This is a genomic window from Thalassospiraceae bacterium LMO-SO8, from assembly GCA_031655335.1.
Lineage (GTDB): Bacteria > Pseudomonadota > Alphaproteobacteria > Rhodospirillales > Casp-alpha2 > UBA1479.
Genome location: CP134226.1, coordinates 3,816,902 through 3,843,513 on the forward strand (window position 1 = coordinate 3,816,902; position 26,612 = coordinate 3,843,513).

Below are 26,612 nucleotides of genomic sequence, written 5' to 3' on the forward strand. Positions count from 1 at the left end.
TGATGATCATCACACCCTTGCGCGAATTCCCCGCCGCGCGGTCAGGCGCGGTCGGCGCCGTAATAGAGCGTCACCACATGACGCGCTTCGGCGAAGAACAGCCAGCGTTCGACCAGCGTGCCCGCCGTCGCCAGCGCGGCCCCCAGAAGCGCCAGGGCGCCCTCGCCCGGCCCCTGTATGTTGAGCCCGACGCCGACGGCGCAGATCGCCGCCAGATAGCCGCCGATCAGGACGATCCGGCGCAGCTTGAGGGCATGCTTGCGGGCGACCCGGTAGCCCATTTCATTGAGCAGGTAGTTCTGTTCCGTATGCGGGCCTTCCAGATAACGGACCTTGCCCAGGGCGCCCAGGCCCGTGGCGCTTTCCGGCGTTGCCGCATGGCGCGTCCGGTCGATGAACCGCCAATAGAAAACCTTGAGCGCCGCCGCCGCCAGCAGCCCCCACATGGAGGCGACCGCGACCAGATAACTTTCCGCGCCGAACAGGGCCAGAAGCGCGTTCAGCCAGACCAGCCCCGTGGCCAGCCCCAGCAGCAAATACGAAGGGACTACCCAACCGTTGGACCATTGGTGAATGGTGGCCAGCGAACGGTAGATCATCGCCGTGCAATAGATGGTGACCAGCGCCATGACCGCCGATGCGACGCCCGCAGCGGGGCCCCAGACAGCAAAGCGGTCCGGCCACATCCAGACGGCGGCCAGAGCCACCGCGGGACCGTAGGTAAGGACCGAGGCCACACCTTCGCGGGACAGCCAGCTTGTGCGCCATTGACTGAAGGCGCGCCACGCCCGTTCCGGATGGCCCAGGTGGAAGGTCGAGGACAGTAACCCCGCCGTCACGGCGGCCAGCGCCAGGATAATCGCGGTCAGCCCGAACAGGCGGTCGGCGGGCAGCAGCCCCGCCGCGCCCAGAGCACCCATAAGCGCCAGCAGGCCGTAGCCCGCGCCGGAGGAAACCGTAAAGAAAATGACCGAAAATGCCGGATGCATGACACGCGTTCTCTTTGATTCTTTTGCGTTAGCGGGACAGGACCTTGTCGACCCAGCGCAGGATGGGGTTGTCGGGTCCGGGCTCGGCGGCCAGATCCGTCGGACCATCCGGCGCCGCATCGGCGCGGCGGGGCCGCGGCGGCAGGTACTTGTTGGTCGGCTTGTAGCCCATTTCCGGCATCAGGTCGTAGCCGCCCCGGGCCGCGACCAGCTTGGACACGTCGGAATTGGGGTCGCCCAGATCGCCGAAATGCCGCGCGCTGGCCGGGCAGGTCGAAACACAAGCCGGCACCCGTTCGCGTTGCGGAATGTTTTCGTTGTAGATACGGTCGATGCACAACGTGCATTTCTTCATCACACCGGCGTCGGAATCGTATTCACGCGCGCCATAAGGGCAGGCCCAGGAACACAGCTTGCAGCCGATGCACTTGGTTTCGTCGACCAGCACGATGCCGTCGGCACTGCGCTTGAAACTGGCCCCCGTCGGGCAGACGGTAACGCAGGCCGCGTCCTCGCAATGCAGGCAGGATTTCGGGAAATGCACGGTCTGGTTCGGCTTGCCGTCCGTGCGCTGGGTCTCGAAGGAATGGATGCGGTTGAACCACACGCCCTGCTGTTTCGCACCATAGGGTTTGAGATCCGTGAGCGGCGCCATATGGCCGCCCGTGTTCCATTCCTTGCAGTTGACGGCACAGGCATGGCAGCCGACGCAGATGTCCAGGTCGATGACCAGGCCCAGCTTCGTTTGTGTTTCGGCGGGAAGGGTCGTCATCTCAGTGCCCGCCTCCCGGCTTCTTGAAATCCGCGCCATAGCGCAGAATGTCCGGCCGCTTGCGCAGCCCCGGGGGCAATGTCAGGGGCGCCGGCTTGGGCCAGGTTTCCGCGGCTTCTTCCGGCTTGGCCTTTTCGATGCGCACACGCAGATCGTACCAGGCCGCCTGCCCGGTCACCGGGTCCGAATTGGAATACCGGTAGCCGGCACGTTCCGGCAGCAGTTCGGAAATGATGTGGTTCAAAAGGAATCCTTTGGTCGCCTCGCCAGCGTCCTTGTCCAGGTTCCAGGCCCCGGCCCGCTTGCCGATGGCGTTCCAGGTCCAGACCGTGTGTTTGTTGACCCCGTCCATCAGCGCCGCCTGCGCCTTGACCCGGCCGTGGTAGCTTTCGATCCATACCCAGTCGCCGTCCTCGATGCCGTGTTTGGCGGCCACTTCCATGCCCACGTAAAGCTTGTTGGACCCGGTGATCTGGCGCAGCCAGGCGTTCTGCGACCCCCAGGAATGGTACATCTGCATGGGCCGCTGGGTCAGGGCATGCAGCGGGAATTCGTCCGTGTCGATCATCGAGCCCTCGAACGGCGGGTACCAGATCGGGATGGGGTCGAAATAGGCGTCGATACGCGCCCGGTCCTTTTCCGGCGGCTGGTTCGGGCCGTGGCCGCGGGCGGCCAGACGGAATCGTTGCAGGGGTTCGGAATACAGCTGGAACACCACCTGATCGGCATGGCCCATGAACCCGGCCTCGGTCGCCCAGTCCAGATAGGACCTGTTGGCCATCTTGAAGAACCGCGCCTCGGCGGGGATCTTGTGGCTGAAGAAGCAGCCGTTCTCGATGTACTTGTTCAACTGGTCGGGATTGGCCTCGCCCTTGGCGGTCTTCTCCCCGTCCTTGCCGCGCCAGCCGATCAGCGACCCGATACCGGGCGCGCGCATATGGTTGACGATGTAGTCGGCATAGCCGCCCGGGTATTTGGGTTCGCCATATGTCTTGACCATGCCCGGCAAGCCTAAGCGCACGCCCAGGTCGAGCAACACCGTCTGGAACGGGCGCACGTCACGGTCGGGCTCGATCACCGGCTGACGGATGGCATCCTGGGCGGCATCGGCCTCCGAGATCGGCCGATCCAGAAGCGAAATGCAGTCCCAGCGTTCAAGATAGGTGGTGTCAGGCAGGATCAGGTCCGCGTAAGCCACCATTTCCGAGTAGTAGGCATCGGAATAGATGATGCGGGGAATTTTGTATTCGCCCGTTTCCTCGTTCCTGGCGGTCAACATGTCCGCCACGCCCGAAGAATTCATGGTCGAATTCCAGCTCATGTTGGCCATGAACATGAACAGGGTATCGATGGGGTACGGATCGCCGTTGGCCGCGTTGGTGATGACCATGTGCATCATGCCGTGGGCCGACAGCGGGTATTCCCAGGAAAAGGCCTTGTCGATGCGCCGGGGCGTGCCGTCGGCGTTGACGATCAGATCTTCCGGTCCCGTCGGGAAGCCCAAGGGGGCGCCCTGCATCGGCGCCCCGGCGCCAACCTGGCCCGGCTTGCCCGTGGGCTTCAGCGGCGGTGGTGCCGTCTTGGGGAACGGCGGCTTGTAGCGGAACCCCCCGGGGCAGTCGATGGTGCCCAGGATCATCTGCAGCACATGCAGCGCGCGGCAGGTGTGGAAACCGTTGGAATGGGCCGAAATGCCGCGCATGGCGTGGAACGCCACGGGGCGGCCGATCATCTTGTCGTGCTTGCGCCCGGCCCAGTCGGTCCAGGGCTGATCGATCTCGATGGTTTCCTCGAACGCGACCTGGGCCAGTTCGGCGGCGATGCGGCGAATGGTTTCGACCGGAATCCCGGTTTCCTCGGCCACGGCGTCGGGGGCGTATTTCTTGTCGAGGTACCGTTCGGCCATGATCTGAAAGGCCGGCACGGCGCGCCGCCCGTCGGGCAGGGTGACGTCGGCGACCAGGGCCGGTTTGGTGTCGATGGCGTTGGCGTCGGCCATGGCCTTCTTCTCGCCGTCCCAGGCGACCGGCTTGCCGTCGCCGTCGCGCACGAACAGGCCGTCGTCGGCCGATCCCGGCGCCTGGATCACCAGCCAGTGCGCGTTGGAATAGCGGACCAGATAGTCCTCGTCGATCTTGCCGGCGGTCAGCAACTGGTGGATCAGCGACATCACGAACAGGCCGTCGGTGCCCGGGCGGATGCCGATCCATTCGTCGGCGATGGCCGAATAGCCCGAACGCACCGGGTTGACGGAAACGAACTTCGCCCCCCGGTTCTTGATCTTGCTGAGGCCTATCTTGATGGGGTTGGAATCATGATCCTCGGCAACGCCGAACATCATGAAGTATTTGGTGCGGTCCCAGTCCGGCTCGCCGAATTCCCAGAAGCTGCCGCCGATGGTGTAAAGCCCGGCCGCCGCCATGTTGACGGAACAGAACCCGCCGTGGGCGGCGAAGTTGGGCGTGCCGAACTGCGACGCCCACCAGCCGGTCAGCGCCTGGCTTTGGTCACGCCCGGTGAAGAAGGCGAGCTTGCGCGGATCCGTGGCGCGGATGCGCGCCAGCCAATCCGTCGCCGTCTCCAGCGCCTCTTCCCATTCGATTTCCTTGAATTCCCCGGACCCGCGCGGGCCGACGCGCTTCAGCGGCTTGGTCAGTTTGGCCGGGGAATTCTGGGTCATGATCCCGGCCGAGCCCTTGGCGCAGAGCACGCCCTTGTTGATGGGATGCTCCGGATTGCCTTGAATGTAGCGAATCTGGCCGTTCTTCAGATGCACCTTGATGCCGCAGCGGCAGGCGCACATGTAGCAGGTCGTGCATTTGACTTCATCGCCAACCTCGGGGGAGGTGTCGACCGGGCTCTCCGTATGTCCGTTCGAGGCCGTATGTCCGCCCGTGGTCTTTTTATCGTCGTTCGACGCCATTGTTTCCAACCCCGATGGAGGCGCATTGGCCTCGGCTGTTGATCTGGCACGATTGCTAACGGTCCACCCCTGGGCTGTCAATCAGCCCATGGACGCCGCGCCCCCCTTGTTTCCAGACAGGCATATTACCCGCCGCGCAAATCGGATGACGATCCAACCCGGGGAATTAGGTGGGTCCAGGCGGATCATCGCTGGCGGGAGCCAAATTACAAATACATTTTGTAATACAAGTTTATTTTACAATATTTTATAAAATTTTTATTGATTCCACAGTTTATATTGATACAAATTCCATCCCCCATGACGGCAAGGCCTTTTCCCATGTCCACTTCCACGCCCGTTTCCTCCCAACCGGCCGCCCCGCCCCCCTCCCTACCGACGGCGCTGAACATTGATGCGTTGGACCGGCTGCTGGCCCCCCTGAATACGGAACAGTTGCTGCGTCAGGTGATCTTGGACGCCTTTCCGGGCCGCACCGTGGTCACCACGTCGTTCGGGGCCGAGTCGGCGGTCCTGCTTGCCCTGATTGCCGGGATCGCCCCGGCGACGCCGGTGGTGTTCCTGGATACGGGTTATCTGTTCGCGCAGACCCTGACGTACCGTGATCGTCTGGTCGACCACCTGGGCCTCACGGATGTCCGCACGGTCGTCCCCGACCCTGACGATCTCGCCCGCGAAGACCCCAAGGGCGATCTGCACAAGCACGATCCCGACCGCTGCTGCCGGCTGCGCAAGGACATCCCGCTGGAGAACGCGCTGGGCGGGTTCGACGTATGGATTTCCGGACGCAAACGGTTTCACGGCGGGGACCGCGCGACCCTGCCCCGGGTCGAGGTCGATGGCCGTTACCTGAAGGTCAACCCCCTCGCCGACTGGAGCGAGGCCGCCATCGCCGACGCCTTCGCCAACGCCGGCTTGCCGCGCCACCCCCTGATCGATCACGGCTTCACGTCCATCGGCTGCTTTCCGTGCACGGAACCGACCGGAGACGGCGGCTATTCGCGCGCCGGCCGCTGGACGGGCAGCGACAAGACGGAATGCGGAATCCACACGCCCAAAGTCCGCCGGAATCTGGTGTGAACCCAGCCAATCTTCGGCATATCTCCGGTTTCCGCCCAATGCAATTTAGGTTACAAGGCCGCGACAGTGCGTGACACGTGCCAAACACGGCTATCGAGGAAAAAGACACCCGATCATGGATGATCTCGACCGCCTGGAAAGCGAAAGCGTCTTTATCCTGCGCGAGGCCTATCAGGCATTCTCGCGCCTCGGCATGCTGTGGTCGCTCGGCAAGGACTCGAACGTCATGGTCTGGCTTGCCAAGAAGGCGTTCTTCGGCCATGTCCCGTTTCCCCTGGTGCATGTCGATACGGGCAACAAGTTTCCCGAGATGTACGCCTTCCGCGACCGCTACGCGGTCGAATGGGGGATCGAGTTGATCGTCGGCGATTGCCCGCCCCTGGAGGAAATGGATCAGGACCTGCCGCCGGCGACACGGCGCGCCCAACGCAAGACCAGGGGCCTCAAGGACCTGATCGAGCGCGAGGGGTTTGATGGAATCTGCGCCGGCATCCGCCGCGACGAGGAAGGAACCCGCGCCAAGGAACGCGTGTTCAGCCCACGCAGCGTCGATGCGGCCTGGGACGTGCGCGACCAGCCGCCCGAGTTGTGGGGCCAGTACAACACGGACTTCCCGCCCGGCACCCATGTGCGCGTCCATCCCATCCTGCATTGGTCGGAACTGGACATCTGGCGCTACATCGCGCGCGAGGGCATTCCGGTGGTCGATCTTTATTTCGCCAAGAACGGCATGCGCTACCGTTCCCTCGGCGATCAGGACATCACCCATCCCGTGGCCAGCGAGGCCGCGACCATCGAGGCCATCATCGCCGAACTGGAGCAGACCCACGTCGCCGAACGCTCTGGCCGTGCCATGGATCACGAGGCGGAAGACTCCTTTGAACGCCTGCGTACCGAAGGCTACATGTGATGACCGCCGTCCCCGCAACCGCAACCCGCAAGCCCGTGGTCAAGATCGTCTTCGCCGGCCACGTCGATCACGGCAAATCGACCCTGCTGGGCCGCCTGCTGACCGACCTGGGCGCCCTTCCCGAAGGCAAGCTGGAATCCGTCGCCGAAAGCTGCAAGCGGCGCGGCGTCGTGTTTGAGTGGGCGTTCCTGCTGGACGCGCTGCGGGCCGAACGGGACCAGGGCATCACCATCGATTCAACCCAGGTCCAGGCCGAAACGGAAACCCGCCGCTTCGTCTTCATCGACGCGCCGGGCCATCACGAATTCATCAAGAACATGGTCACCGGCGCGGCCCAGGCGGATGCCGCGGTGCTGCTGGTCGACGCCAAGGACGGCCTGCAGGCCGAAACACAGCGTCATGCCTTCCTGCTGGGTATTCTCGGCATCCGTGACGTCATCGTCGCCGTGACCAAGATGGATCTGGTCGGATACGATCAGGCCCGGTTCGACGATCTGGCGGGCCAGGTGACGGCGCATCTCGCCTCCCTCGGGTTCGACGCGGACCACGTGAAGGTCATCCCCGTCGCCGCCCGCGACGGCGAAAACATCCTGACACGGGGCACCGCCATGCCTTGGTATTCAGGCCCCGCGCTGATCCAACGCCTGGACGCCCTGACCCCTGGCACCGCCGCCGCCGACGCGGCCGCCGCGCCGCTGCGCTTCATCGTGCAGGGCGTGTACAAATTCGACGAACGGCGCATCCTTGCCGGGCGCATCCTGTCCGGCAGCCTGGCCGTCGGCGACGATATCCAGTTCTCGCCGGGCAACCGCCGCGGCCGGATCAAGAGCATTGAGACCTGGCCCACCCCGGCGGACCCGGCGGACCGCCCCACCCGGGCCGGAACCGGACAGTCGGTCGGCATCACCCTGGATCAGCAGGCGTTCATCGAACGCGGCGCCGTCGGCGCCCATCCGGCAACGCCCCCCCACCTGATCAACGCGTTGCGCGGCCGCATCGTATGGTTCGGCGCCGAACCCCTGACCCCTGGCGGGCGCTACAAGATGAAGCTGAACGCGGCCGAACACCTGTGCATCGCCGAGACGATCGAACACGTCCTCGACACCGGGGATCTGTCGACATCCGCGTCGGCGATGGTCAGCCGCAACCAGATCGCCGACGTGGTGTTCCGCGCCCGTGGACTCATGGCGGCGGACGCCCATGGCGAAGCGCCGCAGACCGGGCGGTTCGTCCTGGTCGCCGATCATCGCATCGTCGGCTGCGGCCTGATCGACCTTGAAGGCTTCGCCGCCGAAGGGCACGAACGGTCGCCGAAGTCGGAAAACATCCTGCGCGTCGAGCACCGCATCGACATGCCGGAACGCTGGGCCGCCAACGGCCATAAAAGCGGCATTCTGTGGTTTACGGGCCTGTCCGGATCGGGCAAATCGACCCTGGCGGTACGGCTGGAGGAAGCCTTGTTCCGGCGCGGCAAGCAGGTCTTCGTGCTGGACGGCGACAATGTCCGCCACGGACTCTGCGCCGATCTGGGCTTTTCCCCCGACGACCGGCAGGAAAACATCCGTCGCGTCGGCGAGCTGGCGCAAATCCTGGCCCATGCCGGGTTCATCGTCGTGACGGCCTTCATTTCCCCTTATCGGGCCGACCGCGACGGCGTGCGCGCCCGCGCGGGCGACCTGTTCCACGAAATCCACGTGGCCGCGAACCTGGACGTCTGCGAACGGCGCGACCCCAAGGGGCTCTACAAGAAAGCCCGGACCGGGGAAATTCCCGAATTCACGGGCATTTCAGCCCCCTATGAAGCGCCCCACGCTCCCGAGCTGGTCATCGACACGGCCAATCTGGAGGTCGACGCCTGCGTCGAGCGTCTGGTGGAATACGCGCTGGCGGCGTTCGAGGCGTAAAACGCGGCGATCAACTGGCGCGTTTGCCGCGCGCCGCCATTTCCGTGAGGAAACTTTCCGTCGATCCGGCCTTGAGGAACGAATAGGCGCAGCCCAGTACTCGATCCTTGCGCTCACCCTCTTCCGGGCAGGTTTTTTCCGGAATGCGTGGCTTGCCGTCGGCGGCATCCTGGTCCTCGCCGGGAAGCGCCCCCGGCAGGTCCTTTTCCCGTTGCGACGGGTCCTGGGCTTCCGGCTGGATGACGATATCGGGATGCACACCCTCGGCCTGGATGGTGTGACCGGACGGCGAATAGTAAAGCGCGGTGGTCAAGCGCAGCGCCCCTTCCACCGGCAGCGGCATGATGGTCTGCACGGACCCCTTGCCGAACGACCGTGTTCCCATGACCGTCGCCCGGCCGTGATACTGTAGAGCGCTGGCGACGATCTCCGACGCCGAGGCCGATCCGCCATTGATCAGCACGACGATCGGCAGGTTGCGGGCAAGGTCGCCGGGCCGGGCGTCATAATTGCGCTGGTTTTCGGCCGTGCGGCCGCGCACGGAAACGATCCCGCCCTTGTCCAGAAAGCTGTCGGCGAGGATCAGCGATTGATCCAGCAAGCCGCCCGGGTTCGAACGCAGGTCCAGGACAACGCCCCGGATCTGGGTGTTCGGCTGGGTGCGCAATTCCGCCATGGCCTTGGCGATGCCGCTTTCGACCTTTTCCGAGAACCGCGTGACCCGGACATAACCGATGTCGCCGTCGACCCGCCACCGCACGGCACGTACCTTGATCACCGCGCGCACCACGGTGACGTCGAATTCGGGCTGGCTGCCGCGGCGGATGCGCAGCACGATTTCGGTCCCCGGATCGCCGCGCATCTTGGCCACGGCCTCGCTCAGGCTCTTGCCCAGGACCGGATCGCCATCAACGGCGGTGATGCGGTCGCCCGATTTCAAACCCGCGCGTTCGGCCGGGGTGTCCTCGATAGGGGAAACGACCTTGACCAGCCCCTCCTCCATCGTCACCTCGATGCCCAGGCCGCCGAATTCGCCGCGCGTCGTGATGTAGGTTTCCTCGAACTCACGGGCGTTCATGTAGTCGGAATGGGGATCGAGGGACTGCAACATGCCGTCCAGCGCCTTCTCGACCAGCTCCCGGGGCGCCAGGCTGGCCGGTTCCGGCTTGTCCTTCTCAACGCCCTTGATGGCGGCGTCGATCAGTTCCGCATCGTCGAGATCGCGCACATAGGACGCCCGCACCCGGCGAAAGGCAAAGCGGAAATAATCCAGGCGTTCCTCGGCGTCGTGGGTGCTGACGTAGCGGTCATAAACCGCGTTGAACCGATCAAGCTGCTGACGGGTTTCATCGCTGAGGGCAAGACGGTCGACGCCAAGCGCCTCCATCACGCGGGCGACGCTCGATTGCTGGGCCGTGCATCCGGCGATCCCTACCGCCACCCCAAAACCAAGAACCGCCGCCCCCGTCCATGCCAGGGACGCGCGGAGAGTTCTCTTCGGTCTTGGGTCCTGCGGTTTGGTTTCGCCCGGCCGATCCATTATCCGTCCGCGGTAATCTGTTCGATCAATTCCCCCAGAATCCGTTCAGCATCCTCATTTTCAACCTGACAGGTCCCTGCATTCAGGTGCCCGCCACCACCGTATTTGAGCATCAGTTCACCGACGTTCGTATTCGACGTGCGGTTGAGGATCGATTTTCCTGTCGCGAACACGGTGTTCATCTTCTGCATGCCCCACATGACGTGGATCGAGATGTTCGTGTCCGGATACAGCGCGTAGATCATGAACCGGTTGCCGGCGAAGATGGTTTCTTCTTCCCGCAGGTCAAGCACCACCAGATTGCCGTGCACCGTGGAGCACCGCTTGATCTGATCGATCTGTTTTTCCCGGTGCTCGTTGTATAGCTCCACCCGTTCCTTGACATCCGCGAGGTCCAGTATCTGATCGATGGAATGGCCCCGGCAATAGTCGATCAGGTCCATCATCAACTGATAGTTGGAAACCCGAAACTCACGGAATCGGCCCAACCCCGTGCGTGCGTCCATCAGGAAGTTCATGAGGTCCCAGCCCTGGGGATTGAGGACCTCGTCCTTGTTGAACTGCGCCGCGTCGCCCTTGTCGACGGCCGCCATCATGTCGTCGGCTACGTTGGGAAACGCCGCCTTGCCGCCGTAATAGTCATAGACGACGCGGGCGGCGGAGGGGGCATCCGGGTCGATGATATGATTTTCCGGCTTGTCTTCCATGCGCAGGGTTTCGCTGAGGTGATGGTCGAACGCCAGATGAATCCCGGGAACGTAGGGCAGGTTCGTGGAGATGTCGCGCTCCGACACCAGGATGGTGCCGTCTTGCATGTCCTTCGGATGGACGAACTTGATATCGTCGATCATATCAAGTTCCTTCAGAAGGACGGCGCAGACCAATCCATCGAAGTCGCTTCGGGTAATCAGGCGAAATTTGTCACTCATAACCTAGTCTTCCCCCGTCTCTGGGCCGATTTTTGATCCCGTTTTGATGTGGGCTGATATCTGGGCGCAGTTTGCCGGGATTCGTGGCGTTAGGGAACCCAAATCTATCAACGCCGGGCCTGATGCAGACACCACAACGCCGATGTCAGCAGCACCACGGCCCCGGCCTGATGCAGGGCGCCGAGGACGACCGGCACCGCCGTCAGCAGGGTCGCGATGCCGATCCCCGCCTGGGCGAGGACCGCAAGGACCATGAACCCGGCCCCCTGCTTGACCCCCTGGGGGGCGTCGGACCGGCGCACGCCCACCCAGAACGCCCCGACAAGGCAGACCGTCGAGACGGCCAGAACCCGGTGATCGAACTGCACCGTCGCCCGGTCCTCGAAGAAATTCAGGTAAACCGGGCGCAGATGAAAGGCGTCGGCCGGCAACAGGCGGCCCTCCATCAGGGGAAACGTGTTGTACATCAACCCCGCGTCCAACCCGGCGACCAGCGCCCCGGAAAACACGGTCAGGAAGATGAATCCCAGCAATCCCGTGGCCCAGGCGGCAAACCGCGCCCGATTCTTAGGCACCACCGCATAGCGCGGCTGGAGGATGTCCAGCGCGGTCCACAGGGCGAACAGATAGATCGCCAGCGCCAGGGACAGATGTGCGGCCAGACGGTACTGGCTGACCGACGGCTCGTCGACCAACCCGCTTTTCACCATGTACCAGCCCAGCACCCCCTGCAGCCCGCCGAGCACGAACAGAATGACGCATTTGCTTCGGACCGGGCCGTTCAGCCGCCCTTTGGCCAGGAACCAGGCGAAGGGGATGAAAAACACGACCCCGATGATGCGCCCGAACAGGCGGTGCAGATATTCCAGCCAGAAGATTTCCTGAAACCCGCTGAGGCTCATGCCCGCGTTGACATGCCGGTATTCCGGACTTTGCCGGTAGGCGTCGAAGGCGGCCTGCCAGGCGGCCTCGGTCAGGGGCGGCAGCCAGCCCGTAACCGGATGCCAGTCAACCATGGACAGGCCTGATTGGGTCAGGCGCGTCACCCCGCCGAGAACGACCATGGCGAAGACCATGGCGCAGATCATCAGCAGCCAGGTAGCGACAGGATCAAAAGCGCCGGGCCGGGGGTGGTTCGCCTCGCGGGTATCCGTGGCGGTGTTCATCAGTGGGTTTCCACGTTTCCGGTTACATTCTTACAGTTGGGGGACGCCGAAAAGACCGTCGGCGCCATTGATTCGGTGGGAGTTTTGCACAATGGTGTGGCGCAGACGCCGCCGCACAGCCCCGCACGCCCTCGCGTCATATCGCAATCGCCCGACGAAGCCAACCGCATGAACAGAAAATCTCCCCCCGCCGTCACCCCCGTCGCCATTGTCGGCGCCGGTCCGGGCGACCCGGATCTGCTGACGGTCAAGGGCCTGCGCCGCATCATGGGGGCCGACGTGGTGGTCTATGACAAGTTGGTGTCGGACGAGATTCTCGGCCTCATACCCGCTGGCGCCAGCCGCATTTTCGCCGGCAAGCAGGCGCGCAACCATCACATGCCGCAGGACGACATCAACGTCCTTCTCGTCAAGCTCGCGCGGTCCGGCCGCCGGGTCGTGCGGCTTAAGGGCGGTGATCCCTTCGTGTTCGGGCGCGGCGGCGAGGAAGCGCTGCATCTCACGCGGGAGAACATCCCCTTCGAAATCGTGCCGGGAATTACCTCGTCCGCCGCCTGTGCCGCCTATGCGGGGATTCCCCTGACCCACCGGGGCCTTGCCCATAGCGTGCGTTTCATCACCGGCCATCTGGCGACCGAGGGGTCGCTGGAACTGGATTGGAACGGCCTGGCCGACCCGGAAACCACCCTCGTCGTCTACATGGGCCTGACCAACTTGGCGGTGATCTGCGAACAATTGATCGGCCATGGCTTGGCCCCCGACACCCCCGCCGCCGCCATCAACCAGGGCACGCGCCCGCAACAGCGCACGGTGCATGCCGCGCTCAAGGATCTCGCCGGCGCGGTTGAACACGCGCAACTCGTGGGTGCCACGCTAGTGGTGATCGGCAAGGTCGCCGGCCTGGCCTCGGATCTGGATTGGTTCAATCCAGGCCGCATCGAAGACGGCGAAGCGGACAGCGGGGATTGAGCCCCCGTCCCTAGGCCTTTTTCAAAATCAGATATTTCTGCCGAGGGCGCGGGCCAGGATCATGTAGACCTTGCCGACATCCGACGACAGGAAGGTCGTGCGCAGGATGTTGTCCGGATCGCGTTTTGCGGCCTCGCGCAGCACCCTCTCGAACTCGCTGATATAGCGACCGGCATAGTCCCGGAATTCCGGGTTCTCGCGGTGCAGCTTGGCGATGGCGTCGAGCTTGGCCTTTTCCCGGAAGCCCAGCATCTTGCGGACGAAGACCCCCTTTTCACCCTGGTTGAACCGACGCCATTCGTCTTCGCTGATCGGGACTTCCAGCGATCGGTTGAGATCGACCGCCACCGATTGCAGACGTTCCGTGACGAACCCCATCTGCTGTAGGAAGTCGGACGTCTGGACGTCCTCCTTGCGCTTGGTAAGGGTATCCAGGATCGAGCGCGCCTCGTCGGCGGCGAAGTGAAGCTGGCGCGACTGGGCTTCCAGATTGGTGCTGGTTTCCTGGGCGCGGCGGCCAAATTCACCGAGCGAGCGGTTGATGTTCTCCGCCTGATTACGCAACGCCGAATCCCATAGTCCGACCTTGGAAATGGCCTCGTCCGACGCCTTGCCAAGCTGGCGCCCTCGTTCGCTGATCGATTGGCCCAGGGCGGAAATGCTCTGTTCCGCCTGCCGGTAATTCGAGGACAGGTGATCCATCTGGCGGCGCAGCGTCTCGGCCGCACCGTCCATCTTGGTCAGAACCTTGTCGGCAAGGCCGCCGGCTTCGTCCGTATGGGCGCGGAGGCTTTCCGACAGACGGTTGATCTTTTCGCTGCTTTCGCGCCACAGACCGTCGGCCTCGGCCGAGGTCCGGGCCACCGCCTCGCCGGCCTGATCCAGGCGCTGGACGGCGCGCTCCGACACGCGGTCAAGCTGTTCGGCCCGGGTGTCGAGGGAATGGGACGCTTCGTCGACCCGCGACGTCAGGTCACGCGACACATTCTCCAGTTCGTCCAGGCGCGCCCGGAACTCGCGGCCCAGGTTCTTGAGCCCGGCCAGGGTACTGTCCGACATGCCTTCCAGTTCCACCGTGCGTTGGCGCAGCATCGTGCCGATGGCCTCGACCTGCCCCGATGCCCGCTCGACCACGCCGGTCAGTTGCTGCGACGACGAATGCAGGGAATCGGAAATCAGGGTCACCATGTTGGACGATTTGTCGACGGTTTGGGCAACCTCGTTGGCGCGGCTTTGCAGCCCCTCGCCCACGCGCATGAGGCGCGCCGCCGCATCGTTGGCCATGCGCGTGACATTGACCGCCTGCTCCTGCAGGCGTTCTGAAAATCCGTGAAGATCCGTACCCGCGGTTTCCGACGCTTTCGTCACGTCGGCGGCCGAGGTGCGCATGACTGTCGACAGGCTGGTCAGGCGTTCGCGGGCATCCGTGACGGCCTGCTCCAACTCGCCCCGGTATTGCGTCAGCCCATTGCGGATGCCGGCCAGACGCGCCGTCGTGCGGTCGGAATCCGTGACCGCTTCCTGCACCACTTCCTTGACGACATCACCGATGGTGCCCAGGCGTGACACCGCATGATCGACCACTTCCTCGACCTTGGCGCTGCCCGCCGTGAGGGAGTCGGACGCCTCCGTCACCCGGTCCGACGCCCGCGCCGTCGCCTCGTCCAATTCGCCCGCCGCGTCCTTCAGGAAACGCCGGGCGCTGGCGATGCGTTCGTCGGTCAGGGTGCTGACCCGCTCCAGTTCCACCGTGCGCAGTTCCATGGCGTCGCGCAGGGCGTTCATCTTGCGGTTTGCGGCGTCCGACGTTTCCGACACCGCCTCGCCCTGACGGAACAGGATTTCCGTGACCATGGACAGCAGGTTCGCCGCATGATCCGCCACTTCGCGGATCGCCCGCGACTGACCGTTCAGCGCGGCGCCGGCCTTGGTCATTTCGCCCACGGCCTCGGCCCCGGACACCTGTAGCCCCGTGGTGCCGCGCTTGACCGCATCCAGCGTCGCGCCGATCGCGGCGGTGGTCTGCGTCGAGGCAGCGACGATCTGTTCGAGGCGCCCGCGCATGGCCGCATCCAATTCGTGCAGCTGGCTCGCCGTCTCGTTGACCGCCGCATTGACCTGATCGCCGGCCCCTTCGACGGCGCCCCCGGCGTTGCCGACCTGTTCGACCGCGCGCTGGGAAATCTCACGCAGGCGATCTGAATGGAAGCGCAGCAGGGCCGACACTTTTTCCAGGTTGGTGATGGCTTGGCCCGAGGCATCGCCGATCAGGGTCGACTGGCTGTTCATCTGGCCGCCCAATTGGCCCAGCCGTTCGACGGCCTGGGTGCTGGCGTCCGTCAGGCCCAACAGGGTTTCCTGCAAGGCCTGAGCGGTGGTTTCGGCGCGTTGGGTCGATGCCTGAACCCGGTCCGCGCTATGCAGCAAGGCGCGTGTGACCGACGCGACATCGGCGGACCCCTTGTCGACGGTGCGGGCAAGGCTGGTTTCGGTTTCGCGCAGGCCCTCGATCAGACCCGTGACCCGGCCGTCCGCCGTGTCGGCGGCGGCGGAAAGATCGCCCTGACGGCGCATCAGGTCGGCGCCCACGGCGGCCAATCGGTTGGCGGCGGCATCCGCGGCATGGGCCAGTTCGTTGCGGCGCTGGGCCATTTCGCGGCCGAATTCCGTCAGCCGCTCGACCGCCTGATCGGCGACGCCGCGCAGGTCCTCGGACCGGCCGCGCAATTCGCCGCCGGCCTGTTCGGCGCGCGTGATGGTTCGGTCGGCGTTTTCGCCAAGCTCGCTGGTCGCCCGCTGCAGGTTGCCCGCGGCGGCATCGGCCTGTTCGGCGACGCGCTGCGCCTGACCATGCAGGTTATCGACCTGCACCGACAGTCCATCGCCCGATTGGGTCAGGCGGCTGACCACGCGGTCGACGGTTTCGGTAATGGCGGCGGCCTGGCGGCTCAGGCGCGTGCCGGCGTCGGTCGCCTGGACCACGGCCTGTTCGGTGACCGTCGCCAGCGCATCCGCGTTATCGCGCAACGTCGATGAAATCAGTGAAATCCGGTCGGAAACACGCCCGCCCAAGGCATCGAGCACATCGGCCTGACGGCCCAGGCCCAATTCCAGTTCCGTCGCCGCGTCCTTGGCGCGTTCCGCGCGCTGCGACAGGTCCTGGGCGCTATGGTCGAGCGTTCCCGCCGCCTCGGCGACCGATGCGTTGGCCTTGCCGGCGACATCCGCGATCTCGCCGATACGGCGCTCCAACAGGCTGTCGGCCTGAACACCGCGGGCCAGGGCCTCACGCGACACCGTGTCCAGGCGCTCCGTGCGGCGATCGAATGCCTCGGCCGCCTTCATGGTGCGATCCGATGCTTCCTGGGCGACACCGTCCAGTTCCTCGGCCCGGCGCTTCAGGGTCTGGATCATGTCCTCGGCGCGGGCCGAGGCACGGTCCGTCGTGACGGTCAGGCCATGGGCCTGTTCGAACAGGGTTTCGCCGGCGTCACGGGCCCGCTCGGCGGCGCGCTCCGAAGCCGAACTCAGGTCCGCCGTCTGCCGCTTCAGGGCATCGGCGACGGCATGGGCACGCAGGTCCGCGTCCTCGGACACCTGGGCGAGATCGCGGGTCCGATCGCGGATCAGGTCGCCCATGGCCTGGCCGCGACGCGCCGCCTCTTCCGAGGCGGACAGCAGTTCCTTGGTCTGATTGCGCAAGGAAGCCGTGATTTCCTGCATCCGGCTGTCGGCCCGGTCCGACGGATAAATCAGTTGTTTCAAATGACTGCGCAGGATGGCCGTTTCCTGACGCAATTGTCGGCCGCGCTCGAAAAAGGCGATCAGCATCCACAGGAAGGCGACCGGCGTGAAGGCGCCTGCGGCCAAGCCGCCGACCTCGTGAGGCAACAGTTCGGTCAGATTGCCGAGCCCCAGCGATTTTTCGATGAAATCCAGAACCAGGGCGAACCACAGCACGGTCAGCACGCCGCCCATCACGAGATGCAGCTTCCAGCGCAGATAGAACGGCGCGCGCCAGTCGTCGGGGGCCAGCAGGTCATCGACCTCGGGCAGAGCCGCGCGGGCCTGCGCCGACTTGCCGCCGACGGGCGTATCCCCGGAATTCGGGGCCGCGGCCTGTTTCGGGTTGCCTTGCTGCGATACCTGCTTCGCCATGGTTTGCGCCCTCCTTCACGGGCAAAACGCGCAAAAGGCATGATACACCCCCGCCCAGCGGGGGCGAAATGCCTTTGGGTCAGCCCGTAGAATAGTGGAATCGTGGTTAAGGCAGGGTTAAAGGCAACTTCGGGAAAACGCTCTAATCAATTGTCCTAAAAGCGTAAACCCGCACCCGGTCATTGCAGCCCGATCTCGCTCAGGTATTTTCGCACACCCGGATGGATATGCCCCGGCGTCGGCGCCGCGAGGACGGTGTTTTCCGGTGTCGTCTCCCCCGCCTGCTTGAGCCGCCCCGACAATACGCCATGTCCCTGGTGCAGGGCCTTCGCCAGACGGTAGGCGACGTCGTCGGGCAGGTCGGCGCGGGCCAGCAGGAAACTGAAGGACGCCACGGAGGTCACGGCGTCCTTCTGCCCGTCGTAGGACCCGGCGGGCAGGGTGAAGGGTTTGAGGAACGGATATTTGGCATTGACCATGGCGACGTCCGCATCGCTCAGGCCGACGAACCGCCCGCCGCCCTTCATGACCTTGACGAAACCGGGCCAGCCGACCCCGCCGCCCCAGAAACCCTCGACCCGGCCGTCCAGCAGCATGGGCGCCCCATCCCCCGCCTTGGCCAGGAAATGAGCCTGGAAATCCTTGTCCCGGTCCAGCCCCAGGGCCTCGGACACGTACTTGCCCAACAATGTCAGACCCGACGACTTGGTGCCCCAGGCGACCGGCTTTCCGACCAGATCACGGAACGACGCGGCCGGGCTGTCGCCGCGCACGGCGAACATGCCGAAGGTGGAATAGATGGCGGTGATGATCTTGAGGTCCGTGGGCGACCGGCCGACGCCGTTGAAGGCTTCATAGGCAGGCAGACTGGCGACCAGGGCCGTGTCGAGCTTTCCCGATTCCAGCAGGGGAATGTTCTCCCGGCTGCCCTTGGTGGCGACGGGCACGACATCCAGGCCCGCGTCGGTTTCGTTGATGACCTGCGCGGCGGCGGCGCCGAACACTTCGAACCCACCACCCTTGGTCGCCGTGCCGAGCGACACCTTGGTCCTGTCCGCCAGGGCGGCCCCCTGAAAACCAAGAACCAGAACACCAACCAGAACCAGTCGACCGAATGCCCGCATGACGTCCCCCGAAGCAAGGAATGATGACCGCAAAGTGTCTTCCCCCTTCCCGTTCCGGCGCAAGCGACGATTTCGTGAACGGCCCCGGCGGGCCGGTCAGACCATGTGCTGGCCGCCGGTCACCCAGATTTCCGTGCCGGTGACATAGCGGGCGTCGTCGGAACACAGATAGTGGATGGCCCCCGCCACGTCCGTGGGCGATCCCATCTTGTCCAAGGGAATGCGCGGGATCAGGGCCTCGTATTCGGGCTGGATCATATCCGTCTCGATCTCGCCCGGCGCCACCGCGTTGACCCGCACGCCAAGGGCGGCGAACTCGTTGGCCATCTCGCGGGTCAGGGCCGACAGAGCCGCCTTGGAAATGGAATAGGCCGATCCCGCGAAGGGATGGATCATGTGGCCGGCGATCGAGGTCACATTGACGATGGCGCCGTCGCCCTTGTGCAGGGCCGAGGCGAACCCCCGCGACAGGCGCAGCGGAGCCAGGAAGTTGAGATCGAAGACCTCCTGCCAGGCGCCCAGGTCGCCGTTGAGGCAGCCGAGCCGTTCCTTGAACGGCGTCTTGGGCGACATCCCGGCATTGTTGACCAGGGCCTCCAGCCGCCCTTCGGGCAGGGCCGCGTTGGCTTCCTTGATGAAGTTTTCCAGGCTGTCCACGTCGGACAGGTCCGTCGGGATATGGCAGGTCCATTGCGGATCGCGCTTGCATTCCTCGGGCGTGTCTTCGCGCGAGCAAGTGATGATGTGCCAGCCGCGCGCCAGAAAGAACCGCGCCGTGGCATGGCCGATGCCGCGGCTGGCCCCGGTGATGACCACCGTGCGCACGCGCTGATCCGCCGCCGCTTCCGGCCGAGTGTCTCCGCTCCCTGTCATGGGCAGGACGTTACGGCAAACGTCCAGGCTATTCCAGGGCCGGTTTGCCCTGTCCTATACTGCCGCCATGTGCGCCCGTTACGAAATGTCGGCCAGCCCCCGCGCGATCATGGCGCAATTCCATCTGGACGCCCCACCGCCCGTGCCCAACACGGACGACATGCGGCCGACGGACCAGGCCCTGATCATCGACGGCGCGGGCCCACGCCTGATGCGCTGGGGCCTTGCCGTGTCCTGGGGTAAGAAGCCGATGATCAACGCCCGGGCCGAAACCCTGGCGGAAAAGGCGACCTTCCGTCCGCTTTTGGAGCGGCGCTGCCTGGTGCCGATGACCGCCTATCTGGAATGGCGCATCGCCGACGACGGCAGCAAGCGCAAGAACCGCATCGCCCCGGCGGCCGGACCGGCCGCCTTCGCCGGGCTGACCGACGGCGACGCCTTCACCATCGTCACCTGCGCCCCCGCCCCGGCCATCGCGCATATTCACAACCGCATGCCGGTGATCCTGGACGCCCAAGGGGCCGCCGCCTGGACGGACGACACGCAATCCTTCGCCACCGCCCGCGCGGCCCTGCATCCTTACGAAGGGGCGCTGATGTACGAGGAACAGACGCCCCAACGGGCGCAGGGCGAGTTGTTCTAGTCGTTCTCGTTCTCGTCCTCATCCTCGTCATCGGCATAGGGGAAATTCAGCATCCCGCCACTTTCGTCGAAGGTCAGGCGGTGGACGATCTGCTCGCCGGCGTCGATCCCACCTTCTTCATAATGGATCAGGGTCGCTTCGACGACCTCGGCCACGAAACCGCCAGTGATGGGGGCCAACAGGGTCTTGTCCTTCAGGAACGCCGGGTCATAGATGATGCGCGCCAGGCGCCGGTGGTTGCGGTCGACGAAACGCAGAAGCCGGTTGATGAATTCCTTCTTGGTCAGATAGGTCGGCATGAACCGCACCGTATCGGCCAACACCAGATAAACCAGGTTGGGCATGCGTTCCGTGCGCGGGTCCTCGCCCAGCTTTTCCGCGATGTCGGCGAAATAGACGGCCTGGTCTTCTTCAAGCCCGCCCAGCGCGGCGGTCAGGATACGGCGGTGCACCTGGGACATGGGGGAACTGTCCGGATTCTCTGTCTTTGGCCGACCAATCTAACATGGCGGGCGGATGGTCACGACCCCCCGGTGACAGCAATTCTTGTGCCAGTTGGCGCCGTGGGCCGTCATGCCAACCCCCGGTCGCGGATCATCGCCAGCGCCCCCGCGACCGTGTTCTTGCGCGAACCTGAACTGTCGATGACGGTCCAGGTCACGTCGCCCAGATCGGCCTCTTCCTGTCGGCGGGCAACCTCGGCCCCGGCGTCGGACACATTGTCGCGCCGGCTGTCGACCCGTTCCAGGCGCACGGCCAGCGGGGCGTCGGCCCACAGACCGAGAAACGGCACCTTGAGCCGCCCGGCCAAGGACTCGACCCCGGCCCTTTCCTCGGGCTTCAGCGACACCGCGTCGAACACCACGGATTGGCCGGCGGCGAGCGCTCGGGCGGCCTCGTCGAAGCAGGCGTCATAAGTGCGGCGCGAGGCCTCGGGCGTGTAGCTTTCCGGCGGCAGACGGTCGAACAGATCGATGCCCGCAAGGCGTTTGCGTTGCACGTCCGTGCGCACCACGCGGGCCCCGGGCACAGCCCCCAGATGGGGGGCGAGTTCCCGCGCCAGGCGGCTTTTGCCGCTGCCGGACAGGCCGCCGACGGCGATCAGCACCGGCGGCGCCGGGTTCAGGTATTGCAGGGCCCGAAAAAAGTATTCCCGCGCACGCCCGGCACGGCGGCGGCTTTCGGCCGCATCCGCCAGGGCCGCCGCCTGGGACGCCCCGACATGGGCGCGGACGGCGGCGCGCATGGACAAAAACAGCGGCAACAGGGCCAGACCGTCAAGATCGCCACCGTCCAGAGGCGCGCGGTCGAGATAGCGGTTGAGCACGAAGGACGCCAGCCGGCGGTGCCCCCGCAGGTCCATATCCATAAGCAGGAAGGCGAGATCGTACAGCACGTCGATGCGCGCAAAGGCGTCGTTGAATTCTATGGCGTCGAACAGGGTCGGCCTGTCTTCGAACAGGCAGATATTCGCCAGGTGCAGGTCACCATGGCAATGGCGCACCCGTCCTCCATCCCGCCGCGCGTCCAGCAGGGCCGCCAGGCTGTCTTGCAGTTGCCGGGATCCGTCGGTCAGGGCATCGATGTCGTCCGCATTGAACAAACCGCCTTGAGCGCCGTGGAAACTGGCGTCGTTGTTGTCGATGACCGCGCGAGTGCCCGCCGCCCCGCCGCGTTCATGGTCGATCTCGGCCGCGGCATGAAAGGCCTGGATGCCGTCGGCCAGGCTTTCCATCAGGCGGCGGTTGAGCGCCCCCGCGTCGGCCAAGTGGGTGAACAAGGCACCGTCGGGAAATCGCCGCATCTCGACCAGCCAGTCGACGGGATCGCCCGCGCCGCCGAGGGCCAGACGCCCGCCTCCTTCATCCGTGACCGCCATCGTGCCCAGGTAGATCGCAGGCGCGGTGCGCCGGTTGATCGCCACCTCGGTTTCGCAGGCACGGCGGCGGGCCTCCAGGGTCGAGAAATCGAGATAGGGAAAGCGGACCTGCTTCTTCAGCTTGTAGGCCCGGTCGCCGGCCAGAAATATGTGGGACACATGGGTTTCCTGCCGCGCGACGTCCGTCCCCGGCGGCAGACCGAAGGCCTTGGGATCGGCGAGAAAGGCGATGACCGCCTGCTGGCTACTGTCACCGCCCCCACTCATCGGAAGACCGCCCGGTCTTCCTCCAAACCTTCCGGGTCTTCGTGGATGATGATCTCGGCATTGGGATAGACCGCCAGCAGGTCCGCCGTCACCGCATCGGTCACGTCATGGGCCTCCAGCAAGGTCATGTCCGGCGCCATTTCCACATGCATCTGAATGAACACCTGGGCCCCCGATGACCGCGTGCGCAAATCGTGCATGCCGTGCACGTCGGCGTGGCGGGTCACGATTTCGCGGATGCGTGCCCGTTCCTCGTCCGCCAGTTCCTTGTCCATCAGGATGTCGAGGGCCTGCTTGCCGATCTTCAACGCGCCGATGACGATGTAGCCGGCGATGGCCACGGCGAACAGGGGATCGGCAATGGTGATGCCGAATTCCGAGACAATGTAGAGCGAGGCGATGACGCTGGCGTTGATCATCACGTCGGTCTGGTAATGCAGACTGTCGGCGCTGACCGCGACCGATCCCGAACGCCGCACCACATAACGCTGGAACAGCACCAGAGCGACCGTGACGACGATGGAAAACACCATCACCGCATAGCCGACATCCGTATTGGTGATGGCCTTGGGGTGGATCAGACGCTCCCCGGCCTCAAGCAGCAGGAACGCCGCCGACCCGCAGATGAACGCCGCCTGCGCCAGACCGGCCAGCGGCTCGGCCTTGCCGTGGCCGAAGCGGTGTTCGCGGTCGGCCGGCTGCAATGCGTGGTGAACGGCGATCAGGTTGATGACCGAAGCCAGGGCGTCGAGCATGGAATCGATCAGCGTGGATAACAGGCTGACCGACTCGGTCAGCGTCCAGGCGGCGAACTTGACCCCGATCAGGACCAGGGCGACCCCGACGGAAGCATAGGTCGCGGCGCGCATGAGCCGGGCCGCCCGGCTGTCGAGGCCGCCATTCGCCGCCACCGTCGCCGCCTGAGTGGCGGTCGCCTGTTCGCTGATCGGGGGCTCGGTCGCGTCGCTCACGGGAACAACCGCTCCGTCTCCCAGCCCGTGCCGAGGCGGTGATAAACAATGCGTTCGTGCAGGCGGAAGGCGCCTTCCGTCCAGAATTCGATGCGTTCGGGCACGACGCGGAAACCGGACCAGAATTCCGGCCTGGGGATGGCGCCGACATGGAACTTGGCGGTGAACTCGGCAACCCGCTTTTCCAGGTCGAATCGGGTCTTCATGGGCCGCGACTGCCGCGATGCCCAGGCACCGATGCGCGAGGATCGGTGGCGGCTTTCGTAATAGGCATCGGCCTCGGCCGGGGTGACCGGCCGGATGGCGCCTTCGACACGGACCTGACGTTCCAGGGTCTTCCAGTAAAAGCACAGCGAGGCAAAGGGGTTCTCCGCCAGTTCCCCGCCCTTGCGGCTTTCCAGATTGGTGTAGAACACGAAGCCCTGCTCGTCGACATCCTTCAACAGGACCATGCGCACGCTGGGCCGCCCCGACGCCGTCGCCGTGGCCAGCGCCATGGCGTTCGGATTACTGATTTCCTTACCCTCTGCCTCGCCCAGCCAGCCGCGGAATTTTTCGATGGGATCATCGGTGGCGGGCTTGCGCGGCGGGGCGTCGTCCTGGGGGTGCGGGTTCATGGGTCTCGTTTCCGGTCGGCGAATATGGTCAAAGGTCTGCCATAATCCTTTGACATGTTAATGTCCATGATGGCGGATATGTGATTTTAAGGGCTATTGCATGTAAAATGCAGTTCCCGCCGCCGCAACACCGCGGCCGCAGGAAACCAGACGGACGCACATTCGAAGAGGTCATCGGAATGAACATCGTGAAATTCACCGGGGTTGCGGTTCTGGCCTTGGCGCTGACCGCTTGCGGAACCGACAAGGCAGGCGACAAGCAGACTGTCGGCACCCTCTTGGGCGCCGGCCTGGGCGCCTTGGCCGGATCGCAGTTCGGCGGCGGCAAGGGACAGTTGGCGGCGGTCGCCGTGGGCGCGCTTGCCGGTGCCTGGTTTGGCGGCGAGGCCGGGAAATCTCTCGACAAGGCCGACAAGGCCTATGCCCAGCGCACGGCGCAGGACGCCCTTGAGTACAACAAAACCAACCAGACCGCGTCCTGGAACAATCCGGATTCCAAGGCGGCCGGGACCTTCACCCCGACCAAGACCTATCAGACCGTCGACGGCGCCAACTGCCGCGACTACGAAACCTCCATCGTCGTCGACGGCAAGACCGAAAAGGCGACCGGCACGGCCTGCCGGCAGCCCGACGGAACCTGGCGCGTCGTCAACTGATCGCCGCGCGGGCGATTGCACGCGGCGGGGGCCGGGGCTGCCATGAAGGATGCCTATAAGATTCTCGGCGTCGCCAAGAACGCTACGCCGGACCAGATCAAGTCCGCCTACCGCAAGGCGGCGCGCGAGCGCCACCCCGACCTGGACCCCGGCAACCCTTGGGCCGAAGACGATTTCAAGGAACTGACCGCCGCCTACGAGGTGCTGTCCAACGCCGACCGGCGCAAACGCTATGACGACGGTGAAATCGACGCGACCGGCCAACCCCTGACCGGCCAGGGAACGGCGGGCTATGACGCCAAGGGCCGGGCCAAGACCCGGCGCTGGAGGAAGGATCCGTTTGAGACCTTTCGCCAGAAGAAACGCCAGGAAAAGGCCGTCACGGTCGACGGCGCCAACGTCAACTATTCCCTGACGCTGAGTGCCGCCGAAGCCATGCAGGGCGGCACCAAGTTCATCAGCATGACCAACGGCAAGCGCCTGAAGGTCGCCATTCCCAAGGACACCCGCGACGGCCAGGTATTGCGCCTGAAGGAACAGGGCATGCCCGGCCTGGGCGGCGGCAAGCCCGGCGACGCGCTGGTCATCGTCAAGGTCGACGCCGACGGGCGATTCCGCATCGACGGCCGCGACGTTCATGTCGAGGTGCCCGTTGATCTGGCGGACGCGGTCCTGGGCGGCAAGATCAAGGCCCCGACCCTGGACGGCGAGGTCAGCGTCACCGTGCCCGAAAATGCCAACACGGGCACGGTTCTGCGCCTCAAGGGCAAGGGCCTGAAGGATGCGGACGGCGGCGAGCCCGGCGACCAGTTCGTGACCCTGAAGGTCGTGTTGCCCAAGAAACCCGATCCAGAATTGCGCGCCTTCGTCGCGGAATGGGCGAAGAAGACCGGCGCCCGCGCGTCCTAGGAAACGCTTTTCAGGGACGCCGCTTCCTTGCCGGCCCCGCCGTCTTCCGACGCTTCCAGGATTTCCGCCACCGGCATGGCCATGGCTTCGGCGTTGCGCGCGCGCAGGCCGCCCAGTTGCGCCGCCAGGGCCGCCTGCCAGCCGCCGCCCTTCAGGGTTTCGTCGATGTCGCTGATGCCCAGGCCCAGGTCCCGGTAGAGATCATAGAGGGTCACCGTGTGCAGGTCGCGGCACAGCACCCAGGCGTTGCGCGAGGTGCGCTCCACATACCCCTCGCCGCGCAATGTCTCCAGCAGCGGCTCCAACACCGACAGCGAGACCCGGGCGGCGCGCACCAGTTCGCGGCGGCTCGCCCCTCCGCCCTCGCGGCTTCGGGCGAACAGGCAGGCCAGCACGGACACGGCCGCCGTCAGGCGCGATGATGGGGAACTCGACAGATGCACGGGCCGGCCGCCGGCCTCCCGCCATTCGGAGATGGTCGCGGTCAGGGTCGCGCCCAGCAGCACCACGGCCCAGGACAGGTACATCCAGATCAGGAAGATCGGCACCGCCGACAGTGCGCCGTAGATGTTCTGGTAGGTCGGGAAATGGGTGACGTAAAACCCAAAGCCCTTGCGCAGCACCGCGATCATGAGCCCGGCCGCGACCGCCCCGATAACCGCCCCGGCGAAGGCCACGGGCCGGTTCGGGATGGTCACGTAGAACATGGTCAGCAGCACCATCATGATGAGGGTCGGCAGCAGCTTCGCCGCCTCGCCCAGGACGCCCGTCGCGGGGTCGACGCCGATCCATTGGGTCGCCGCGAAGAAATAGGCCGACAGGGAGAAACTGGCGCCCAGCAGCAGCGGACCCAAGGTGATGATCGCCCAGAACACCAGGAGGCGCGGCCCCAGGCGGCGCGGCCGGGTAACGCGGAAGATGGTATTCAGCGCCGATTCGATGGTGCCCAGAAGCAGGACCGCCGTCAGTGCCAGGGCGATGATCCCGACCGCCGACAGGGTCGTGGTGTTGCGCACGAACTTGTCGAAATGTTCGCGCATGGATTCCGCCGCATCGGGCAGGAAATTGGCGAACAGCACGTCCTGAAAGCTTTCGCGCACGCCCTCGAACACCGGGAAAGCCGCCAACATGGCGAAGGCAATCGCCGTCAGCGGCACGGCGGCCAGGAGCGAGGTATAGCTGAGCGACGCCGCCATGCGCAGGCATTGATCGCCCTGGAACCGCCGCAAGACGATCCCGAGAACCCCACGCCAAACGCGCCATTGCGCCTTCGCAACTCGCCAGAAATCCCGGTTTTCCGTGGTCTTGAGGCTGCTCAGGGGAACCTCCCGTT

At 65.1% G+C, this 26,612-nt stretch carries 21 protein-coding genes; 7 read left to right on the forward strand and 14 right to left on the reverse strand.

Annotation, left to right across the window (positions count from 1 at the left end; translation table 11 throughout):
- Positions 1 to 41: 41 nt before the first annotated feature.
- Genes RJ527_18435 through RJ527_18445 form a run of 3 tightly spaced genes read right to left on the reverse strand, consistent with a single transcriptional unit; the run spans position 42 to position 4,684 of the window.
- Positions 42 to 989: a DmsC/YnfH family molybdoenzyme membrane anchor subunit gene (locus RJ527_18435; GenBank protein ID WND75985.1), complete on the reverse strand. Its 948-nt coding sequence runs from the start codon at positions 987 to 989 to the stop codon at positions 42 to 44.
- A gap of 28 nt (positions 990 to 1,017) precedes the next feature.
- A complete protein-coding gene (locus RJ527_18440; GenBank protein WND75986.1) occupies positions 1,018 to 1,761 on the reverse strand; it encodes a 4Fe-4S dicluster domain-containing protein in 744 nt (247 codons plus the stop codon).
- Between the two features lies 1 nt (position 1,762).
- Positions 1,763 to 4,684, reverse strand: coding sequence for a molybdopterin oxidoreductase family protein (locus RJ527_18445; protein WND75987.1), 2,922 nt, complete (start codon positions 4,682 to 4,684; stop codon positions 1,763 to 1,765).
- Positions 4,685 to 5,005: 321 nt separating this feature from the next.
- Here RJ527_18445 and RJ527_18450 point away from each other — a divergent pair, with 321 nt between their 5' ends.
- The 3 genes from RJ527_18450 (at position 5,006) to cysC (ending at position 8,578) form a co-directional block, all read left to right on the forward strand.
- Complete coding sequence (locus tag RJ527_18450; GenBank protein WND75988.1) at positions 5,006 to 5,764, forward strand: phosphoadenylyl-sulfate reductase; 759 nt, start codon at positions 5,006 to 5,008, stop codon at positions 5,762 to 5,764.
- A gap of 115 nt (positions 5,765 to 5,879) precedes the next feature.
- Positions 5,880 to 6,674 carry a sulfate adenylyltransferase subunit CysD gene (cysD, locus tag RJ527_18455; protein WND75989.1) on the forward strand — a complete coding sequence of 265 codons (795 nt, stop codon included), beginning with the start codon at positions 5,880 to 5,882 and terminating at the stop codon, positions 6,672 to 6,674.
- Positions 6,674 to 8,578 (forward strand): adenylyl-sulfate kinase, encoded by a 1,905-nt coding sequence (gene cysC / locus RJ527_18460; protein WND75990.1) that lies wholly within the window; start codon positions 6,674 to 6,676, stop codon positions 8,576 to 8,578. The genes cysD and cysC overlap by 1 nt, the downstream gene beginning before the upstream one ends.
- Positions 8,579 to 8,588: 10 nt before the next feature.
- Here the strand turns inward: cysC and RJ527_18465 are convergent, their stop codons facing one another.
- The 3 genes from RJ527_18465 to RJ527_18475 all read right to left on the reverse strand — a co-directional run bounded on the left by RJ527_18465 (position 8,589) and on the right by RJ527_18475 (position 12,213).
- Complete coding sequence (locus tag RJ527_18465; protein ID WND75991.1) at positions 8,589 to 10,019, reverse strand: S41 family peptidase; 1,431 nt, start codon at positions 10,017 to 10,019, stop codon at positions 8,589 to 8,591.
- A 98-nt stretch (positions 10,020 to 10,117) separates the two neighbouring features.
- Complete coding sequence (locus RJ527_18470; GenBank protein WND75992.1) at positions 10,118 to 11,047, reverse strand: exopolyphosphatase; 930 nt, start codon at positions 11,045 to 11,047, stop codon at positions 10,118 to 10,120.
- A gap of 107 nt (positions 11,048 to 11,154) precedes the next feature.
- A complete protein-coding gene (locus tag RJ527_18475; protein ID WND75993.1) occupies positions 11,155 to 12,213 on the reverse strand; it encodes a COX15/CtaA family protein in 1,059 nt (352 codons plus the stop codon).
- A gap of 168 nt (positions 12,214 to 12,381) precedes the next feature.
- Here RJ527_18475 and cobA point away from each other — a divergent pair, with 168 nt between their 5' ends.
- Positions 12,382 to 13,182 carry a uroporphyrinogen-III C-methyltransferase gene (gene cobA, locus RJ527_18480; protein ID WND75994.1) on the forward strand — a complete coding sequence of 267 codons (801 nt, stop codon included), beginning with the start codon at positions 12,382 to 12,384 and terminating at the stop codon, positions 13,180 to 13,182.
- A gap of 27 nt (positions 13,183 to 13,209) precedes the next feature.
- Here the strand turns inward: cobA and RJ527_18485 are convergent, their stop codons facing one another.
- From RJ527_18485 to RJ527_18495, 3 genes are all read right to left on the reverse strand, one after another.
- The gene (locus tag RJ527_18485; protein WND75995.1) at positions 13,210 to 17,340 is read right to left on the reverse strand and encodes a hypothetical protein; all 4,131 of its coding nucleotides are present in this window, start codon (positions 17,338 to 17,340) and stop codon (positions 13,210 to 13,212) included.
- A 179-nt stretch (positions 17,341 to 17,519) separates the two neighbouring features.
- Positions 17,520 to 18,464 (reverse strand): TAXI family TRAP transporter solute-binding subunit, encoded by a 945-nt coding sequence (locus RJ527_18490; GenBank protein ID WND75996.1) that lies wholly within the window; start codon positions 18,462 to 18,464, stop codon positions 17,520 to 17,522.
- Between the two features lie 96 nt (positions 18,465 to 18,560).
- On the reverse strand, positions 18,561 to 19,337 hold the full coding sequence (locus tag RJ527_18495) for an SDR family oxidoreductase (GenBank protein ID WND75997.1): 777 nt from the start codon (positions 19,335 to 19,337) through the stop codon (positions 18,561 to 18,563).
- A gap of 67 nt (positions 19,338 to 19,404) precedes the next feature.
- On the opposite strand from RJ527_18495, the gene RJ527_18500 reads away from it, so the two are divergent.
- A complete protein-coding gene (locus tag RJ527_18500; protein WND75998.1) occupies positions 19,405 to 19,980 on the forward strand; it encodes an SOS response-associated peptidase family protein in 576 nt (191 codons plus the stop codon).
- Here RJ527_18500 and RJ527_18505 read toward each other — a convergent pair.
- The 4 genes from RJ527_18505 to pdxH form a co-directional block, all read right to left on the reverse strand.
- Complete coding sequence (locus RJ527_18505) at positions 19,977 to 20,441, reverse strand: hypothetical protein (GenBank protein ID WND75999.1); 465 nt, start codon at positions 20,439 to 20,441, stop codon at positions 19,977 to 19,979. The genes RJ527_18500 and RJ527_18505 overlap by 4 nt on opposite strands.
- 110 nt (positions 20,442 to 20,551) lie before the next feature.
- Positions 20,552 to 22,126, reverse strand: coding sequence for an AAA family ATPase (locus RJ527_18510; GenBank protein WND76000.1), 1,575 nt, complete (start codon positions 22,124 to 22,126; stop codon positions 20,552 to 20,554).
- Positions 22,123 to 23,097: a cation diffusion facilitator family transporter gene (locus tag RJ527_18515; protein WND76001.1), complete on the reverse strand. Its 975-nt coding sequence runs from the start codon at positions 23,095 to 23,097 to the stop codon at positions 22,123 to 22,125. The genes RJ527_18510 and RJ527_18515 overlap by 4 nt, the downstream gene beginning before the upstream one ends.
- Positions 23,094 to 23,714 carry a pyridoxamine 5'-phosphate oxidase gene (gene pdxH, locus RJ527_18520; GenBank protein WND76002.1) on the reverse strand — a complete coding sequence of 207 codons (621 nt, stop codon included), beginning with the start codon at positions 23,712 to 23,714 and terminating at the stop codon, positions 23,094 to 23,096. The genes RJ527_18515 and pdxH overlap by 4 nt, the downstream gene beginning before the upstream one ends.
- Positions 23,715 to 23,893: 179 nt before the next feature.
- On the opposite strand from pdxH, the gene RJ527_18525 reads away from it, so the two are divergent.
- Complete coding sequence (locus RJ527_18525) at positions 23,894 to 24,370, forward strand: RT0821/Lpp0805 family surface protein (protein ID WND76003.1); 477 nt, start codon at positions 23,894 to 23,896, stop codon at positions 24,368 to 24,370.
- 42 nt (positions 24,371 to 24,412) lie between these two features.
- Complete coding sequence (locus RJ527_18530) at positions 24,413 to 25,279, forward strand: DnaJ C-terminal domain-containing protein (GenBank protein ID WND76004.1); 867 nt, start codon at positions 24,413 to 24,415, stop codon at positions 25,277 to 25,279.
- Here RJ527_18530 and RJ527_18535 read toward each other — a convergent pair.
- Positions 25,276 to 26,508 carry a YihY family inner membrane protein gene (locus tag RJ527_18535; GenBank protein WND76005.1) on the reverse strand — a complete coding sequence of 411 codons (1,233 nt, stop codon included), beginning with the start codon at positions 26,506 to 26,508 and terminating at the stop codon, positions 25,276 to 25,278. The two genes, RJ527_18530 and RJ527_18535, sit on opposite strands and share 4 nt — an antisense overlap.
- Positions 26,509 to 26,612 lie beyond the last annotated feature (104 nt).

Coding starts and splice junctions, on each gene's coding strand:
- RJ527_18435 (WND75985.1), bottom strand. CDS start 989: ATGCATCCGGCATTTTCGGTCATTTTCTTTACGGTTTCCTCCGGCGCG.
- RJ527_18440 (WND75986.1), bottom strand. CDS start 1,761: ATGACGACCCTTCCCGCCGAAACACAAACGAAGCTGGGCCTGGTCATC.
- RJ527_18445 (WND75987.1), bottom strand. CDS start 4,684: ATGGCGTCGAACGACGATAAAAAGACCACGGGCGGACATACGGCCTCG.
- RJ527_18450 (WND75988.1), top strand. CDS start 5,006: ATGTCCACTTCCACGCCCGTTTCCTCCCAACCGGCCGCCCCGCCCCCC.
- cysD (WND75989.1), top strand. CDS start 5,880: ATGGATGATCTCGACCGCCTGGAAAGCGAAAGCGTCTTTATCCTGCGC.
- cysC (WND75990.1), top strand. CDS start 6,674: ATGACCGCCGTCCCCGCAACCGCAACCCGCAAGCCCGTGGTCAAGATC.
- RJ527_18470 (WND75992.1), bottom strand. CDS start 11,047: ATGAGTGACAAATTTCGCCTGATTACCCGAAGCGACTTCGATGGATTG.
- RJ527_18475 (WND75993.1), bottom strand. CDS start 12,213: ATGAACACCGCCACGGATACCCGCGAGGCGAACCACCCCCGGCCCGGC.
- cobA (WND75994.1), top strand. CDS start 12,382: ATGAACAGAAAATCTCCCCCCGCCGTCACCCCCGTCGCCATTGTCGGC.
- RJ527_18485 (WND75995.1), bottom strand. CDS start 17,340: ATGGCGAAGCAGGTATCGCAGCAAGGCAACCCGAAACAGGCCGCGGCC.
- RJ527_18490 (WND75996.1), bottom strand. CDS start 18,464: ATGCGGGCATTCGGTCGACTGGTTCTGGTTGGTGTTCTGGTTCTTGGT.
- RJ527_18495 (WND75997.1), bottom strand. CDS start 19,337: ATGACAGGGAGCGGAGACACTCGGCCGGAAGCGGCGGCGGATCAGCGC.
- RJ527_18500 (WND75998.1), top strand. CDS start 19,405: ATGTGCGCCCGTTACGAAATGTCGGCCAGCCCCCGCGCGATCATGGCG.
- RJ527_18505 (WND75999.1), bottom strand. CDS start 20,441: ATGTCCCAGGTGCACCGCCGTATCCTGACCGCCGCGCTGGGCGGGCTT.
- RJ527_18510 (WND76000.1), bottom strand. CDS start 22,126: ATGAGTGGGGGCGGTGACAGTAGCCAGCAGGCGGTCATCGCCTTTCTC.
- pdxH (WND76002.1), bottom strand. CDS start 23,714: ATGAACCCGCACCCCCAGGACGACGCCCCGCCGCGCAAGCCCGCCACC.
- RJ527_18525 (WND76003.1), top strand. CDS start 23,894: ATGAACATCGTGAAATTCACCGGGGTTGCGGTTCTGGCCTTGGCGCTG.
- RJ527_18530 (WND76004.1), top strand. CDS start 24,413: ATGAAGGATGCCTATAAGATTCTCGGCGTCGCCAAGAACGCTACGCCG.